Here is a 17,081-nt window from a genome sequence, read left to right on the forward strand (position 1 = left end):
CCCGCGCTCAGCGCGTGCCACAGGCCGTGGCGGCCGCCGGACTGTCGTCCAGCGCGCCGCCACAGCTCGACCCCTGCCCGGCGGTACAGCCCCAGCAGTGCGCCGCGACGCGGACCGGCAGGCCGGCCAGGGCCGCCGCGGTGGCCTGGGTGATGTGCAGGCGCGGGCGGCCGTCCGGCGCGGTCAGCGGCAGGCCGAGTTGCTGGTTGAAGTCGCAGTCGTACAGATCGCCCTGCCAGTCCACGCTGACCAGGCTGCGGCACATCACCCCGGCGAGGTTCTCATCACGGTGGGCAGCGCGCAGCAGGTCCATGTAGCGCGTGAATTCGCCCTTGCTGACCAGCATCGAGCCGAAGCGCTGGATGGGCATGTTGGCGAGGGTGAACAGGCGGGTGAACACGATGCCGAATTCCTTGCCGAGGTGTTCGCGGTAGGCCGCCTCCAGCGCCGCCTGGGGTGGCGGCAGGCTGGGGCCCTGCGGGTTGTACACCAGCGACAGCACGCGTTCGCCGCCGGCCTGGCCGTAGCCCAGTTCGTTGAGCCGGCGCAGCGCGCGGATGCTGGTGGCGAATACGCCCTTGCCACGCTGGCGGTCGACGTTGTCTTCCAGGTAGCAGGGCAGCGAGGCGACCACCTCGACGCGGTGGTCGGCAAGGAACTCGGCCAGCCCCTCCTGGCCCGGTTCGTACAGGATGGTGAGGTTGCAGCGGTCGATCACATGCAGGCCGCGGGCGCGCGCGGCCACTACCAGGCGGCGGAAGTGCGGGTTCAGTTCTGGCGCGCCGCCGGTGAGGTCCAGCGTATTCACCGTGGGACTGGCGTCGACGAAGGCAAGCAGTGCATCCACCGTCTCGCCGCTCATCTCCTCGGTACGCTTGGGGCCGGCGTTCACATGGCAGTGCACGCAGCTCTGGTTGCAGCGGTAGCCGAGATTGACCTGCAGGGTCTGCAGGGTAGCGCGGGCGAGCGGCGGGAAATCGGTTTTCTGCAGCAGCGGCAGGGTGGCGTGCATGGGCATTCTCCGGACGGCGACGGTGATTGGTCGCCGCAGTGCCGCTTACCTTACACCACCCCGGTGGCAGTCACACCGACGGCGCCGCTGAGGTCCGCCGTGAGCCCTCAGCGCTCGCATGGCACGCCTGCAGCAGGCACATGAAGATCGATGACGCTCTCCGGGCCGCATGCAGCCACCGTGCACGTCACTGCGGTGCATTGGGCACGACCGCCTCCGCCGCGCTGCCTCTTGAAGCGGTGCCGCAAGGCCGATAACGTGCAACTTCCAACCACCCCCGCCCACCCCATGACCGTCCGACTGCTCGACGCCGGCGATGCCGCCTTCACCATCGAATTCGGCGACGCCATCGATCCGCTGCTGCTGGCGCAGGTGAATGCGCTCGATGCGGCGATCGCGCAGCGCCGCGCCGCGGGCGAGCTGGCCGGTGTGATCGAGACGGTGCCTACCTTCCGCTCCCTCACCGTGCTTTACGATCCCCTGCTCACCGGGCGCGCCAGCCTGCAGGCCGCACTGGCCCCGCTGCTTGCCGCCGGGGCAGCCAAAGCGCCCGGCGGTGGCCGGCGCTGGCGTCTGCCGGTGTGCTACGGCGGCGACCACGGCGCCGACCTCGATGCCTGCGCCGCGGCGCTGGGCATGGACCGGGAGACCCTGATAGGGCTGCACGAAGCCAGCGAGTACCGGGTGTACATGATGGGCTTCATGCCCGGCTTTCCGTTCATGGGCGACCTGCCGGAAGCATTGCGCCTGCCCCGCCGCAGCGAGCCGCGGCTGCGGGTACCGGCCGGCAGCGTGGCCATGGCCACCGCGCTGACGGCGATCTACCCGTGGGAGAGCCCGGGCGGCTGGCATCTGCTCGGGCGCTGCCCGCTGCGCCTCTTCGACGCCCGGCGCAGCCCTCCGGCTTTGCTCGCACCCGGCGACCGCGTGCGCTTCGTGGCGGTCTCCGCCACCGAGTACGACTGCCTCGACGCGGCCCAGCGCGCCGGTGATGACCTGCCGGCAGAGTGGCTGCCGGAAGCCACCCCATGAGCGCGAACGTGGAGGTCATCGCCAGCGGCGCCTGGGCCAGCGTGCAGGATCGCGGCCGGCGCGGCTGGCGGCGCATCGGCGTGCCCTGGGCCGGCGCCCTCGACCCGGCCTTGCTGCGCATCGCCAACGCGCTCGCCGGCAATGACGAAAACGCTCCCGCCATCGAGGCCTTCGACGGCGGCCTGCAGCTTGCAGCGCGCGGCGGTGCGCTGCGTCTGGCAGTGGCCGGCAACGCCGTGCTGGAGGTCGAGGACGCCCATGGTCAGCGCCGCCCTCACCCGCCCTGGCGCTCGCTGACGCTGCATGCCGACGAGGTGCTGCGGGTGCGCACCCTGCGCAGCGGCCGCATTGCCATGATCGCCATTCACGGCCTCGCCCTGCCAGCCGTGATGGGCAGTTGCGCAACCTATGCGCGCGCCGCGCTGGGCGGTGTGGATGGCCGTGCGCTGGCCGCCGGCGACCGTCTCCCCGCGACCCCCGCGGACGGCCCGGAACGCTGGCTGCCCGACCCGCCGGCGATTGCCGGCGACGCCGTCCGCGTCGTACCCGGGCCGCAGGCGACGCACTTCACCGACGCCGCCCTGGCCTGCCTGCTGAACAGCGCCTACCGCGTCAGCGCGCAGGCCGACCGCATGGGCGTCCGCCTCGACGGTCCGCCGCTGGCGCACCGCGACGCCCGCGAGATCGTCTCCGACGCCACCGTGCCGGGCTCCATCCAGGTCCCCGGCAATGGCCTGCCCATCGTCCTCCTGGCCGATGCGCAGACCGCCGGCGGCTACCCCAAGATCGCCACCGTCATCGGCGCCGACCTCGCCCGCGTGGCGCAATGCCGGCCGGGCGAGACGCTGCGCTTTGCCGCCGTCGACGTCCCCACCGCAGAAGCCGCCGCGCGTGCCGCGGAGGCCACCACGCGCTCCCTGCTGGCCTCGATCCGCCCGCTGGCGGAGGCTGGCGCCGACCATGCGGCGCTGTACCATGCCAACCTGATCGGTGGCGTGGTCCATGCGCTGGCCCCCGAGTACCGCCCACTGTGACGCACGGAGAAAGGATGAAACACATCAACCTCAACGCCGACCTGGGCGAATCCTTCGGCCCCTGGCGCATGGGCGAGGACGCAGCGCTGCTGCAGGTGGTCGCGTCGGCAAGCATCGCCTGCGGCTTTCATGCCGGCGATCCGACGGTAATGCGGCGCACGGTGCGTCAGGCACTGGATGCCGGCGCGAGCCTCGGCGCCCATCCCGGCTGGCCGGATCTGCAGGGTTTCGGGCGGCGGCCGATGCAGATGAGCACGGCCGAAGTGGAAGCGCTGGTGATCTATCAGCTTGGCGCCCTGGCGGCGCTGGCGGGCGCCGAAGGCGGGCGCCTGAGCCACGTCAAGCCGCACGGTGCGCTCAGCAACCAGGCCTGCGCCGACCCCGCGCTGGCGGCGGCAATCGTGCGCGCGGTGGGCGCCGTGGATGCGGAACTGATCCTCCTCGCACCGGCGCTGTCGGCGCTGGCTCGGGCCGGGGAAGACGCGGGACTGAGGGTGGCGCTGGAGATCTTCGCCGATCGTGCCTATGCCGACGATGGCAGCCTGCTGCCGCGCAGCGAGGCCGGGGCGGTACTGCACGAGCCCGCTGCCATCGCCGCACACGTGCTCGGCATGCTCGCTGCCGGCGGCGTGCGCAGCGCGCGCGGCAAGATCCTGCCCTGCCGCATGGACAGCATCTGCGTGCATGGCGACACGCCGGGCGCGGTCGCCGCCGCGCGCGCGCTGCGCACGGCGCTGGAAGACACAGGGTGGCAGATCGCCACCCTGCCCGAACTGCTCAGATGACGCCCTGTGCCAGCATGGCGTCGGCGACCTTGACGAAGCCGGCGACGTTGGCGCCGTCCACATAGCTCACCGAACCATCGGCGCGCTTGCCGTACTGCAGGCAGGCGTTGTGGATGCCGCGCATGATCTCCTGCAGGCGGCCGTCAACCTCTTCGCGGGTCCACGAGATACGCATCGCGTTCTGGCTCATTTCCAGGCCGGAGGTGGCCACGCCGCCGGCGTTGGAGGCCTTGCCCGGAGCGTAGAGCACGCCGTTGTGCTCGAACACCTTCACGGCCTCGGCGGTCGACGGCATGTTGGCGCCTTCGGCGACGCAGATCACGCCGTTCTTCACCAGGGTGGCGGCGTCGTTGGCGTCCAGTTCGTTCTGCGTGGCGCACGGCAGGGCGATATCGACCGGCACATGCCAGGGGCGCACACCCGGCTCGAACCTGGCGCCGACGCGCTCGGCGTAGTCGCTGGCGCGGCCGTAGAGATGGTTCTTCACTTCCATCAGTTCGGCGAGCTTCTCGGGCGTGAAACCGTCCTCGTCGATCACCGTGCCGCTGGAGTCGGACACCGTGATGACCTTGGCACCGAAGGCCATCGCCTTCTCCACTGCGTACTGGGCGACGTTGCCGGAACCGGACACCGACACGCGCAGGCCCTCCATGCTGCGGCCGGCGTGGCGCAGCATCTCTTCGGCGAAGTACACCGTGCCGTAGCCGGTGGCTTCGGGACGGATCAGCGAGCCGCCGAAGGACAGGCCCTTGCCGGTGAACACGCAGTCGGCACGGTTGGAGAGCTTCTTCATCATGCCGGCCATGAAGCCGACTTCACGCCCGCCGACGCCGATGTCGCCGGCCGGCACGTCGGTGTCGGAACCGACATGGCGATACAGCTCGGTGACGAAGGCCTGGCAGAAGCGCATCACTTCGCCGGGGCTCTTGCCCTTCGGATCGAAGTCGGAACCGCCCTTGCCACCGCCCATCGGCAGCGTGGTCAGCGCGTTCTTGAAGGTCTGTTCGAAGGCGAGGAACTTCAGGATCGACAGATTCACCGAGGGGTGGAAGCGCAGACCGCCCTTGTAGGGGCCGATCGCCGAGCTGTGCTGGATGCGGTAGCCGCGGTTGACCTTCACCTCACCCTTGTCGTCCACCCACGAGACGCGGAACAGGATGGCGCGCTCGGGCTCCACCAGGCGGTCGAGCAGGCCATGTTCGGCATAGCGCGGATGCTGCGAGATGTAAGGCCAGATGCTTTCCATGACCTCGACCACCGCCTGCAGGAACTCCGGTTGTCCGGGATTGCGCTCGCCAACGGCGGCCAGAAACTCTTCCAGGTTCTGATATTTCATCGTCTCGCTTCCTTTCCTCGCCTCTTGGCAAAAAAGTTGCACCAAAAGGGTGAATTCTGGCGGAAAACGAGAAAAAACGCACCAATTCAGTGATTCACGCACCAAATCGATGCTGCGCGCACCTCAGGCAGTGAAGCTGAGCACCTCGTCACCCGGCAGCACGGCGCGATCACGCCCGCCATGTTTGGCGCCGTACATGCGCTGATCGGCGAGCTCGACCAGCGCATTCCAGCTCAGCGCGCCATCGGCCTGGCGCTCGGCAGCGCCGATGGAGGCGGTCAGCGCACCGCCCTGCGGGCGTTCGCCGAAGCCGGCGGCACGCAGGCGGCGCAGGAAGGCGGCCAGTTCCCGCGCCGGCATGTCCGGGAGTACGGCGACGAACTCCTCACCGCCCCAGCGCACCAGCACGTCACTGCGCCGCAGACTCTGGCGCAGGCGCTCGACGAAGGTGCACAGCGCCTGATCGCCGGCATCGTGGCCGTAGCCATCGTTGATGGCCTTGAAATGGTCGAGGTCGAAGAACAGCACGGTGAGCGGCTTGTCGGCCATCGCAGCGAGGCGGAACATCAACTCCAGCGCCTCGCTGCCGGAGCGGCGGGTGTAGGCACCGGTCAAGGGATCGGTCAGCGCCTTCAGCACCAGGCTCTCCATGTAGTGCGACTGGCTCATGCCGGAGAACATCGCCACCCCCATCATCATCGCCATGAACCATAGCGTGGCGCCATGGCTGGCGAGATTGAGGGCCTCGCCGTCGGCGGTCATGCCCAGCACCGCGACACCGGTGACCGGCAGCGCCAGCAGCAGGATCTCCAGCGCGGTGAGCGGAAACACCGCCAGGCCGCCAAGGACGATGGTGGGCATGAAGGCGTACAGTTGCGCCACCAGACGCTGGGTATCGGAGAATGCGCTGTGCTCGATGATCTGCATCGAAGCGAGGTAGAACACCGGCGGCACCATCAGCATCACCACCAGCATCACCATCGCCTGCGCGTAGGGGCGCCGCGACGACAGCTCGCGCGGCCACGCCAGACCGACGAACACTGCCGCCGACCCCAGCCGCAGCGCCACCAGCGGCCAGGCCACTGCGGGTTCGAAGACCAGTACATCGATCACCGCCCACAACGGCACCAGCACCGCGAACAGCATCGCAATCAGCTGCACGCGGGCGATGATCACCGCCGCGGCATGGCGGCGCACATGCACCGAACGTGAGAAGGGCGTGAGCAACCCCAGCACCTGCCCGGCGCTGATCTGAGTCGGCGCGACAATGTGGCGGGAGATGGTGTTCCAGAGGGTCTTCATCGGCAGTTTCTGCGGGCAGGAGGGGCAGTTTAGCGCACCCCCGCGACAGCGATGCGGCACTGTGACACACTCCGCGCAAAGACAGCGATGGACGGCGACAAAGTATGTCTTTTTGCTTATAAATGAAGTGAACCCCGGCGGCACCGTGGGGCGCATGTCGTATGCTTGCTGCTGTCGCCCCCAAAACTGCCGGCCTGGCGGGCCTTTGCACAGGATTTCCCTTGAGCCTGATCGACAAGTCACGCACCGTTCCGCGCCTGCACCTGCTCGGCACGCTGACGGTGGTCGCGCTGTTGACCACGATGCTGGGCGGCTTCTTCGCCTGGCAGAGCGCGCATGAGCGCCAGGCCTCGTTCGATCGCATCGAGGAGACGGTGCTGCGCCAGCAGGACGAACGCCTGCAGGCCGAACTCGATTCGGCGCTGAGCCATGTGGAGTTCACCCGCTCGCGCGCCGAGCGCCTGCTGCGCGACAGCCTGGTCGAGCAGGTCGACATCGCCCATGCCGTTGCCGAAGGCATCTACCTCAAGGAGCACGGACGCCGCCCCGACGCCGAGATCCGCCAGCTCATCGTCGAAGCCCTGCGCCCGGCGCGCTTCTTCGACGGCCGCGGCTACTACTTCATCGACGGCATGGACGGGCGCTTCATCCTCCTCCCCACCGCCCCGCAGTTCGAGGGCCAGTTGCTGCCCGACAATCAGGACGACACCGGGCACTACATCATGCGCGGTCTCATCGAAGCCGCACGCCAGCCCCGCGGCGAGGGTTTTTCCCGTTACCGCTGGTATCGCCCCGACGACCCCGCGCGGATGGCCGACAAGCTTGCCTACGTACGCCACTTCGAACCCTACGACTGGCTGATCGGCACCGGCGACTACACCTACGAATGGGACAGCCGCCAGCAGCAGGAGGCGCTCTCCCGCCTGCGCTCACTGCGCTTCGGACGCAGCGGCTATATCGGCGTGCTCGACCGCGATGGCCGCCTGCTGCTGTCGCAGGACTTCCCTGCGCTCGAAGGACTTCATCTGCAGCAGATGCCCGCCAGTGCCGCCCAGGCCCTGCACCGCCTGCTGCTGCGCGCCGAGGCCGGCGGCGGCGCGCTCAGCTACCGCTGGCACAACGCGCACGACGGCACCATGGTCAACAAACGCGCGCTGGTGCAGCGCATCGAGCCGTGGGGCTGGACGCTTGCCGCCACCCTGCACGAAGGGGAACTGAGCGGCGCTCTCGCCGACGAACGCGAGCGCGCCAGGGCCGACAACCGCAGCCGCAGCAGCCAGGTGCTGGTCGCCGTCGGCCTCGCCCTGCTGGTCGCGGTACTGGCCTCGCTGGCTTTCTCGCGCTGGTCGGGACGCCTGTTCCGCGCCTATCACGAGGAGAACCTCGCCCAGCGTCAGGCACTGCAGCAACAGGCCGAGGCCCTGCACGAAAGCGAGGAGAAGCTCAGCACCATCCTCGACAGCGTCGAGGCGCACATCTACATCAAGGACACCACCTACCGCTACCTGTACGTCAACCGGCCGATGTGCGCACTGTTCGGCAGCGAAGCAGGCAACGTCGTCGGACATACCGACGATGAGTTCTTCGACCGCGAGACCGCCCTGCACCTGCTCGCCAACGACCGCCGCGTCATCGAGCACGGCGAACGCATCGCCACCGAGGAGAGCGTCTGCGGACACGGCGATGCCCTGCCGCGCACCTACTTCTCGGTGAAGATCCCGCTGCGCCGCAGCGACGGCAGCATCTACGCGCTGTGCGGCATTTCCACCGACATCTCGCAGCGCAAGGCACTCGAGGACGAGATCCGCCAGCTCGCCTTCTACGACTCGCTGACCGGCCTCGCCAACCGCCGCCTGCTCATCGACCGCCTCCAGCAGCACCTTGCCGCCAGCGTGCGCCACGGCCAGTACGGCGCCCTGCTGTTCGTCGATCTGGACAACTTCAAGACCCTCAACGACACCCTCGGCCACGATGCCGGCGACCGCCTCCTCGTGCAGGTCGCCGCACGGCTGCGCGAGTGCGTGCGCGACGACGACACCGTGGCGCGCTTCGGCGGCGACGAGTTCGTCTGCATGCTGGGCAGCCTGGGTTTCAACGAGACCCGTGCCGCCGCCAATGCGCGCACCGCGGGAGAGAAGATCCTCGCCGCGCTGCGCCAGCCCTATGTGCTGCGCGACAAGCCCTACGTCAGCACGCCGAGCATCGGCATCACGCTGTTCGCCGGGCGCGACGTGCAGGTCGACGACCTCCTCAAGCAGGCCGATCTGGCCATGTACCAGGCCAAGGCGGCGGGACGCAACAGTCTGAGCTTCTACGATCCGCTCATGCAGGCCCGCCTCAACGCGCGCGCAACGCTGGAGGCCGACCTGCGCGAGGCCCTCGCCGCACAGCAGTTCGTCCTCCACTACCAGCTCCAGTTCGATGCTGCCGGCAATGCACTGGGCGCCGAGGCCCTGCTGCGCTGGCAGCACCCCGAACGCGGCGAGATCCTGCCCGGGGAGTTCATCGCCACCGCCGAGGAAACCGGGCTCATCGTTCCGCTCGGCAACTGGGTGCTCGAAGCAGCCTGCGCGCAACTGCGGCGCTGGCAGCAGGCGCCCGCACAGGCGCACTGGAAGCTGGCGGTCAATGTCAGCGCCCGCCAGTTCCGCCAGCCCGAATTCGTCGACCAGGTGCTCGCCGCCCTCGCCCACAGCGGCGCCGATGCGCACGGCCTGAAGCTGGAACTGACCGAAAGCCTGCTGCTGGAGGACATCGACAGCACCATCGCGCACATGCGCACGCTGAAATGGCACGGTGTGGGCTTTGCCCTCGACGACTTCGGCACCGGCTATTCCTCGCTGGCCTACCTCAAGCAGCTGCCGCTCGACGAGCTGAAGATCGACCGCGACTTTGTCCGCGACCTCCACAGCGACCCCAACGATGCCGCCATTGCGCGGGCAATCATCAACCTTGCGGCCAACCTCGGCCTGCAGGTGATCGCCGAAGGGGTGGAAACCGCTGCCCAGCGCGATTTCCTCGTCCGCGAGGGCTGCCAGAGCTTCCAGGGCTACCTCTTCGCCCGCCCGCTGCCGGCCGACAGGCTCGCCCCACTGGGCACGCCAACGCCAACCTGAACACGCCATACGCCAGCCTGCAAGGGGGGGCACCGCGGCGTTCGCGGCGCGCCCTTTGCATGCGCCCTGCCGTCGCGGCACTGGCACCGCCGAAAGGGCCGCGGCAAGCGTTTCCGATGGACCCGGGAAAGCCCTGCAAGTATACTTGCGGCATATGCATAAAGATTGCACGGCAGCATCATGCCGACGCAGCGACAAGCCGCCCCCCAGCGCAGAGAGGTCAGCACCGCCATCCCTCTCGACCATCACTGCAGGCCCCGCCCGTCATGAAAAGCCAGGACAGCATCGACCAGTACCAGCGCTTCGAGAACACCATCGCGGAATTCCGCCGCCAGCCCACCGAATACCCCCGCCGGGTCCATAACCGCCTTACCCGGCAGATGCACAATGCCCTCCCTGCCTTCCTCTTCTGGCTCGCCACCGCGCTGCTGCTCAACCTGCTTGCCGGCACCTGGTTCACCGAGCGCGAGGACAAGGCCGACGCCGCCGCGGTGCTCGCCCTCTGCGCCCTGGCACTGACCATCGCCGCGCGCAGCTACACCGTCAACCACCTCCTCTACCACTCGCTCGGCCGTCTCGGACGACTGCACGGCGTGCATTACGTCAGCGAACGCATCGGCTTCCTCCACCGTTTCATGGCGCTATCCACGCTGCTGTGGCTGGGCGTCCACGCCGCCGAGCGCCATTACGCCCCCCCCTATGGCGACGAAGCCCTGCTGCTCGGCCTGCTCCTCGCCCTCGTCGTCATCATCGCCTCGGCCAGTACACCGTTCCGGCGCCGCCACCACAACCATTTCGAGAACATCCACCGCTACGTCGGCTATCTCGCGGTGATCCTGCTGATCGCCTACCTGCTGGTCGACAGCACACAGTCGGCAGGCTCGCCGGCCGCCCTCATCGACCGCCCTCAGCCCTACCTCGTCGCCGCCATCGTGATGATGCTGATCGCCCCGTGGATCGGCGTGCGCGAGGCCCATCCGGCGCTCGTCCATGTCGGCCCCCACGTCATCGGCATGCGCCTGCCCGGCGCGCCGAGCTTCGGCACCTACACCCGCTGCACGCTCGCCAACCGCCACTTCCACCCCTTTGGCGATTCGATGATCGACTTCGACGACACGGCAAACCGCGTCCTCTACATCACCCCCGCCGGCGACCGCACCACGGAGGTGGTCAACGCCGCCCGTGCGGGCGATTTCATGCTCGCCGAATGCACCACCCGCGCCGACCGCTTCAAGGGCTTCATGTACCACCTCGGGGTGTACGACGACGTGCTCATCGTCGTCACCGGTGGCGGCATCGCCCCGGTGATTCCCTGCCTGGTGCTCAATACCGACAAGCGCATCAACGTACTGTGGCTGGGCCGCAACCAGGCCGAGGAATTCACCGAGGAACTGCTCGGCAAGCTGCTCGACAAGATCGCCGGGCGCGACATCAACATCCACATGCTCAACACCAACGACCCCGACCTGCGCGCGATCGGCGACCGCCACTACACCGCCCTCATCCTCCAGGCCTGCGCCCACTACCGCCCACAGGCGGTATTCGTGATGTCCAACCAGAAGTTCACCATCGACGTCATGCACGCCCTGCGTGAAAACGGCATCAAGGCCTACGGGGCGACCTTCGACTCCTAGGGAAGCACTGATTTATTCCCCACCGTTCGGGCTGAGCCTGTCGAAGCCCTTGACTTTCCAAGGAATGCCCTTCGACAAGGCTCTCCTGAGCGTAGCCGAAGGGCTCAGGGCGAACGGATTTAATCTGCGTTTCCCTAGCCGCGCGGGTGGCAGGCGACGGGACGGCAGGCACACCAGGTCAGATGAAATTCTGACGTGTTTTTCGGTCATTTGATGGACCAAACGCCGACGCTGATCTAGGATAAGCCTGAACGCCCAGCACGGAGTCCCGCCATGCCGACCGCCCAGACCCGCCAGCAGCCCGATGCCGCCATCGTGCTCAGCCGCGCCACCGTGCGCGCGGCCGACCTGCTCGGCCTCAAGGCCGCCGACCTTGCCACCGTGCTGGGGATCAGCGAATCGGGCGTCACCCGCCTGAAGCGTGGCGGGCGCCTGATCGACACGGACAGCCGCGAGGGCGAATTCGCCCTCCTGCTGATCCGCGTCTTCCGCGCCCTCGACCCCCTCGTCGGCGGCGACGACGCGCAGCGCAAGCTGTGGATGCACAGCCACAACCACGCCCTCAACGGCGTACCCGCAGAGCTCGTCAAACGGGTCGAAGGACTCGCCCGCACGCTCAGCTACCTCGACGGCATGCGCGCGCCCGCATGAGCAGCGCGGCGGTGCCCTGGCAGGCCTGGCTGGAAGACGAAGGGGGCGTCCTGAGCATGCCGCGGGCCTGGCGCGGCGTCGAAACCCAGTACCTCGCTGCCTCGCTGGCGCTGGTCGATGACGCCGCCGAGCAGGCCCTCCTCGAGGCCTTGCTGGAAGACAGCAAACCGCCGCTGCCGGCGGATGGTGCCGGCAAGCCCTACCTCCTCGCCACCCCCTTCCGCTACGCGCCGGCTCACGACTCGCGCTTTCGCCGTGCGGCCTCCGCGCTGGGCGGCCTGTGGTACGGCGCCGCCACGCTGGCCGCGGCATGTGCCGAGGTGGCCTACTGGCGGATGCGCTTCGTCGCCGATTCGAGCGGCCTCAACGCCGTCGGCGCACGCACGGTGAGCGCCGAACACACCTTCTTCCACGCCCGCGTCCATGGCCGCGCCATCGACCTGATGAGCCCGCCCTGGAACACCCTGGCAGCACACTGGCGCCACCCCTCGGACTACACCCACACCCACGCGCTCGCCGAAGCGGTGCGCACCCATTACCCCGCGATCGACTGGATCCGCTACGAATCCGCACGCTGCCCGGGCACCGCCTGCGCCGCGGTGTTCAATCCCGGCGCCCTGTATGGCAGCGACAAGAGCCTGCGTGCGAGCTACCAGCGCTGGCTGAGCAAGGCCTCCGCCAACAGCGTGACGATGATCAGCCTCGACGACCCCGGGCGCGCCTTTCAATGGACACGCTGAGGCGGCGCGCCCTGCCTGGGCTGCCGCGGCACTTTGCGTCAACCTTAAAGCTCCTGATGAATTAGGCGAAAGGTATAATCGCCTTTTGCCTGCGGCATCCACCCGATGCACCGACTGTCCTTCCGCGCCGTCGCAGCGCTCGCCTGCCTCGCACTGGCCCTGATCCATACCGCCATCGGCACTTACGCCTGGCAGTACGGTCGCGACAAGCTGGAGGACGGTCTGCAGCGCGAGGCGCACACCCTGCGCACCGCCTTCGAAGTCGGGCTGTCGGGTCTTGAGCAACAGATGCTCACCCTGGCCTCGCTGGTGGCTGCCGACCCGCAGGTGCCCGAACTCTTCCACCGCGGGCGCACCGCGGTGCTGGCCGAAGGCGGCGGTGCCGGCGGTGTGCAGGCGGGGGCGCTGCGCAAGGATCTCTACCAGCAGGTCGCCCCGGCATGGATCACCCTGCAGCAGCGCTACGGGGTACGCCAGCTGCATTTCCAGTTCGGCCCCGGGGCACTGTCCTACCTGCGCGTGCATACCCCCGAGCGCTTCGGCGACCGCATGGACGGGCTGCGCCACATCATCGAGGACGTCAACCGCGACCACCAGCCGCGCAGCGGCTTCGAAACCGGGCGCATCTACTCCGGCGTGCGCGGCGTGGTGCCGGTCTGGCACACCGCCGCCGACGGCCGCCGCGAATACGTCGGCGCACTGGAGGCCGGCACCTCCTTCGATGCCCAGTTGCAGCATCTCGACGAACAGCTCGGCGCCGGCGTGGCGGTGCTGCTGCGCGAGCAGCATGTCGACAAAGCGGTCTGGGACGAATATCGCAACCGCAACGGCCTGCGCTTCGAAAAGGGCTGCCGCTGCTACCTGGAGGCCAGCTCACGCGACGAGGTCAATGCCTGGATGGATGCCGGCGTGCTGCTGCCGCTGCATGGCGATGAGACGCTCTCGCAGCTCATCGAATGGGAAGGCCGCCACTGGCACCTGACCCGTTTTGCGCTGCGCGACTACCTCGGCAAACGGGACCCGGGCGTCCACGAAGCCGTCGGCTCGGTGCTGGTGTGGCGCGACGCCAGTGCCGCCCTTGCCACCTGGCGCAGCCAGCAGCGCAATCTGCAACTCACCGTGCTGGCGGCCTACGTGCTGACCCAGGCGCTGCTGCTGTGGCTGCTGCTGCGCACCCGGCGCAGCCTGCAGCAACGCATCGACACCACCACCGCGGCGCTGCGCGACAGCGAGGAGATGCTCAAACGCGCGCAGAGCGTCGCCCGCCTGGGGTGCTGGCACTACGTGCCGGCCGAAGACCGCCTGATCTGGTCGGAGGAGATCTACCGCATCTTCGCCATCGATCCCGCCACCCCGCCGGACTACGCCCTCTTCCTCGCCCGCGTGCACCCGGACGACCGCGAACGCGTCGATGCTGCCTGGCGCGCCGCGCTCGACGGCAGCGACTACGACGTAGAGCACCGCATCCTCGTCGCTGGCGAAACGCGCTGGGTGCGCGAACTGGGCGAGTTCGTGCGCGGGGCGGACGGTCGCCCGCAATCCGCACTCGGCACGGTGCAGGACATCACCGCGCTGAAGTGCATCGAACTCGAACTGCGCCACAGCGAGGAACGCTACCGCAGCACCATCGCCGCCGTCGAGGACGGCCTGTGGGAATGGCTCGTGCCCGCCGACCGCATCGACTGGGACGCGCGCTGCTTCACCATGCTGGGCTACGCCGCCGACGCCTTCACGCTCAACTTCGAACGCTGGCGCGCCCTGCTCCACCCCGACGACGCTGCCGCCACCATCGCCACCGTGCAGGCCCAACTCGCCAGCGGAGCCTCCTTCGCCGTCGAATTCCGCTACCTTCGCGCCGACGGCGGCTGGCAATGGACGCAGGGCCGCGGCAAGGTCGTGGAGTGGGCGGACGGCCAGCCCCTGCGCGTTGTCGGCACCCTCACCGACATCGGCGCCCGCAAGGCCGCCGAGGCCGCCCTGCAGGCCGGGCACGCGCGACTGGAGGCGGTGATCGGCCAGGTTCACGGCGCCATGCTGCTCGAAGACGGCGATGGCCGCATCGTGCTCGCCAACGCCACCTTCTGCTCGCTCTTTCTCCCCGCTACCACACCCGCACAACTGGCCGGCGAGCGCAGCGACGACTGTCTGACCGCCGCCAGCGTGACACTGCCCGGCGGCCGCGCCTTCATCGACCGCATCGCCGCCCTGCGCCGTGCCGCCCAGCCGCTTGCCGGTGAAGAGATCGTCCTTGCCGACGGCCGCGTGCTCGAACGCGACTACACCCCGGTGCGCAGCGCCGCCGGCCTCATCGGCCACCTGTGGACCTACCGCGACATCACCGAGCGCAAGCAGCGCGAACGCGAACTGCAGCGCCTGGCCTCCACCGACCTGCTCACCGGCCTGCCCAACCGTCGCGCCTTCCTCACCCGCCTGGAACAGGAGCAGGCCCGCATGCAGCGCTTTGGCAGCGCGGGCGCGGTACTGATGATCGACCTCGATCACTTCAAGCGCATCAACGACAGCTATGGCCACGCTGCCGGCGATGCTGCGCTGCGCCTGTTTGCCGAACGCGCGCAGGCCTGCCTGCGCGCCACCGACCTGCTTGGCCGCCTCGGCGGCGAGGAGTTCGCCGCCCTTCTGCCGGGCACTGATGCGGCCGGCGCCACCCTGCTCGCCGAGCGGCTGCGCACCGAGATCGCCGCAGCCCCCTTCCCCAGCCCGCAGGGCGCACTGACCATCACCGTCAGCGTCGGTGTCGCCACCCTGAGCGGCGGCGACACGCGCGCGGAGATGGCACTGGCACGCGCCGATGCCGCGCTCTATCGGGCCAAGTCGTGCGGACGCGATCGCGTCGAGGTGGACTGCGTCGGCTGAACGCCCCGTACGGTTCTTGCTTCATTTTCCCTCTTGTGGCGTCTGACGGCGCCTGCACGCTGCGCGCCGCGGCCCGGACCGACTTTCTTCGTACCCGCCAGGCGCCCTCAGGAATGCCCCAAGGGGAGACAGAAAGTGACTGTTTACAAGAACATGGCATTCGACGACAGTCTCGCGCCGGTAATCCGCCATGTGGACATAGTCCATGAATACCGCGAGACCCTGCAGGACCTGCAGGGCATGTGGGACAACCTGACATTGTTGGGACAATTGTCGGGAAGCGGCACCGACATGAGTGCCACCCGCGCCGCCTTTGCCACCCTCACCGCAGACCTGCTCAACCACCTCGGCATCGAGATCCGCAACAAGGCTGTGCAGGCGCTCAAGTCGAAGGCCCAGGTGGCGGTGGACATCATGGTGCGCAACCTCTTCGAGCGCACTGCCGACATTGGCTTCCTGGCTCTCGACGAAGACCTGCGCGACTACGCCCGCTGCATGGGCGGGCTGCTCGCGCGCGGCGAAGACCCGGCGCTGTGCGCCGATCACCGCGCCCGTCTCGAAGCACGCTTCAGCGAGTACGTGCGCAAGTACTCGGTCTATCACGACATCGTCCTGCTCGGCAGCGACGGCCAGGTGCTGGCGCGCCTGGACGCGCAGGGCGCCCAGGGGCGCAGCAGCGATGCGCTGGTGAACGAAGCCCTGAACACGACGGCGAGCTACGTCGAGACCTTCCGCCCCAGCGACCTTTTCCCCGCCCAGGGCCCGGTACTGATCTACGCCTACCGGGTCACCGATACCGACGGCGAGGCCCTGGCGGTGCTGGCGCTGTGCTTCAGCTTCGCCAACGAGACGCGGCGCATCTTCGCCAATCTCGCCCAGGCGCGCGACTGGACCGTGCTGGCCCTGCTCGACCCCGGCGGTACGGTGATCGCCTGCAGCGATCCCCATCACCTGCCGGTCGGTGCGCAGGTGGAGCGCGTGCTCGAACGCGACTGGGACATCGTGCGCTTTGCCGGACGCGAGTACCTTGCCACCACCCGCCGCACCCAGGGCTACCAAGGCTATACCGGCCCGGGCTGGCTCGGGCACGCGATGATCCCCCTCGAACATGCCTTCGACGACCACGGCTCGGGCCGCCTCGCCGCCATGCCGGCCGATGTGGTGAGCACGGTGATGCGCAGTCCGGCGCTTTTTTCCGCCGCGCTGCGCAGCATTCCACGACAGGCCGAGCAGATCCAGCGCGAACTCAACCGCGCGGTGTGGAACGGCAACGTCCGCCAGAGCAGCGCCAGCGCGGGGGTGAGCAGCTCATTCTCGAAGGTGCTGCTGTGGGAGATCGGCAACACCGGACTGAAGACCACCGACGTCTTCGAGCGCTCGATCGGCAATCTCAACGAGACCGTGGTGAGCTCCATTCTCGATGACAGCTGCTTCCAAGGGCCTGTTCTCATTCGCCATGGCGGTCGCGCTCGCACCAAATGGCTCGCAGATCAAGGCGCGCCGACGCAGCAAGACTGGCCGTCTTGCAAGGAGGCGCAACGCCGAGATGCGGGCCATTTGGTGCG

The 17,081-nt window shown here is 68.5% G+C and carries 12 protein-coding genes; 9 read left to right on the forward strand and 3 right to left on the reverse strand.

What is annotated here, in order from left to right:
- Positions 1 to 7: 7 nt before the first annotated feature.
- Complete coding sequence (arsS, locus tag C8261_RS15175) at positions 8 to 1,012, reverse strand: arsenosugar biosynthesis radical SAM (seleno)protein ArsS (protein WP_107494571.1); 1,005 nt, start codon at positions 1,010 to 1,012, stop codon at positions 8 to 10.
- Positions 1,013 to 1,300: 288 nt separating this feature from the next.
- Between arsS and pxpB the strand changes: the two genes are divergently transcribed.
- The 3 genes from pxpB to C8261_RS15190 are packed head-to-tail and all read left to right on the forward strand — an operon-like array spanning position 1,301 to position 3,863.
- Entirely contained in the window at positions 1,301 to 2,044 is a 744-nt protein-coding gene (gene pxpB, locus C8261_RS15180; RefSeq protein ID WP_107494572.1) for a 5-oxoprolinase subunit PxpB, read from the forward strand.
- Positions 2,041 to 3,078 carry a 5-oxoprolinase subunit C family protein gene (locus tag C8261_RS15185; RefSeq protein WP_107494573.1) on the forward strand — a complete coding sequence of 346 codons (1,038 nt, stop codon included), beginning with the start codon at positions 2,041 to 2,043 and terminating at the stop codon, positions 3,076 to 3,078. Before pxpB ends, C8261_RS15185 begins: the two co-directional genes overlap by 4 nt.
- Before the next feature lie 14 nt (positions 3,079 to 3,092).
- Complete coding sequence (locus C8261_RS15190) at positions 3,093 to 3,863, forward strand: 5-oxoprolinase subunit PxpA (RefSeq protein WP_107494574.1); 771 nt, start codon at positions 3,093 to 3,095, stop codon at positions 3,861 to 3,863.
- Here the strand turns inward: C8261_RS15190 and gdhA are convergent.
- Positions 3,856 to 5,199 carry an NADP-specific glutamate dehydrogenase gene (gene gdhA / locus C8261_RS15195; RefSeq protein ID WP_107494575.1) on the reverse strand — a complete coding sequence of 448 codons (1,344 nt, stop codon included), beginning with the start codon at positions 5,197 to 5,199 and terminating at the stop codon, positions 3,856 to 3,858. The two genes, C8261_RS15190 and gdhA, sit on opposite strands and share 8 nt — an antisense overlap.
- A gap of 123 nt (positions 5,200 to 5,322) precedes the next feature.
- Entirely contained in the window at positions 5,323 to 6,501 is a 1,179-nt protein-coding gene (locus C8261_RS15200; protein WP_107494576.1) for a GGDEF domain-containing protein, read from the reverse strand.
- 221 nt (positions 6,502 to 6,722) lie between these two features.
- On the opposite strand from C8261_RS15200, the gene C8261_RS15205 reads away from it, so the two are divergent.
- The 6 genes from C8261_RS15205 to C8261_RS15230 form a co-directional block, all read left to right on the forward strand.
- The gene (locus C8261_RS15205) at positions 6,723 to 9,617 is read left to right on the forward strand and encodes a bifunctional diguanylate cyclase/phosphodiesterase (RefSeq protein ID WP_235864944.1); all 2,895 of its coding nucleotides are present in this window, start codon (positions 6,723 to 6,725) and stop codon (positions 9,615 to 9,617) included.
- A 266-nt stretch (positions 9,618 to 9,883) separates the two neighbouring features.
- Positions 9,884 to 11,251: a hypothetical protein gene (locus C8261_RS15210; RefSeq protein ID WP_107494578.1), complete on the forward strand. Its 1,368-nt coding sequence runs from the start codon at positions 9,884 to 9,886 to the stop codon at positions 11,249 to 11,251.
- A 273-nt stretch (positions 11,252 to 11,524) separates the two neighbouring features.
- On the forward strand, positions 11,525 to 11,902 hold the full coding sequence (locus tag C8261_RS15215) for an MbcA/ParS/Xre antitoxin family protein (RefSeq protein ID WP_107494579.1): 378 nt from the start codon (positions 11,525 to 11,527) through the stop codon (positions 11,900 to 11,902).
- Positions 11,899 to 12,642, forward strand: a complete 744-nt coding sequence (locus tag C8261_RS15220) for an RES family NAD+ phosphorylase (protein ID WP_219905219.1) — start codon at positions 11,899 to 11,901, stop codon at positions 12,640 to 12,642. Before C8261_RS15215 ends, C8261_RS15220 begins: the two co-directional genes overlap by 4 nt.
- Positions 12,643 to 12,747: 105 nt before the next feature.
- Positions 12,748 to 15,516, forward strand: a complete 2,769-nt coding sequence (locus C8261_RS15225) for a sensor domain-containing diguanylate cyclase (protein ID WP_107494580.1) — start codon at positions 12,748 to 12,750, stop codon at positions 15,514 to 15,516.
- 135 nt (positions 15,517 to 15,651) lie between these two features.
- Positions 15,652 to 17,081, forward strand: a 1,430-nt coding sequence (locus tag C8261_RS15230; protein ID WP_181358963.1) for a cache domain-containing protein, incomplete at its 3' end; no start/stop codon positions are given.

Source organism: Pseudothauera lacus, assembly GCF_003034845.1.
GTDB lineage: Bacteria > Pseudomonadota > Gammaproteobacteria > Burkholderiales > Rhodocyclaceae > Pseudothauera > Pseudothauera lacus.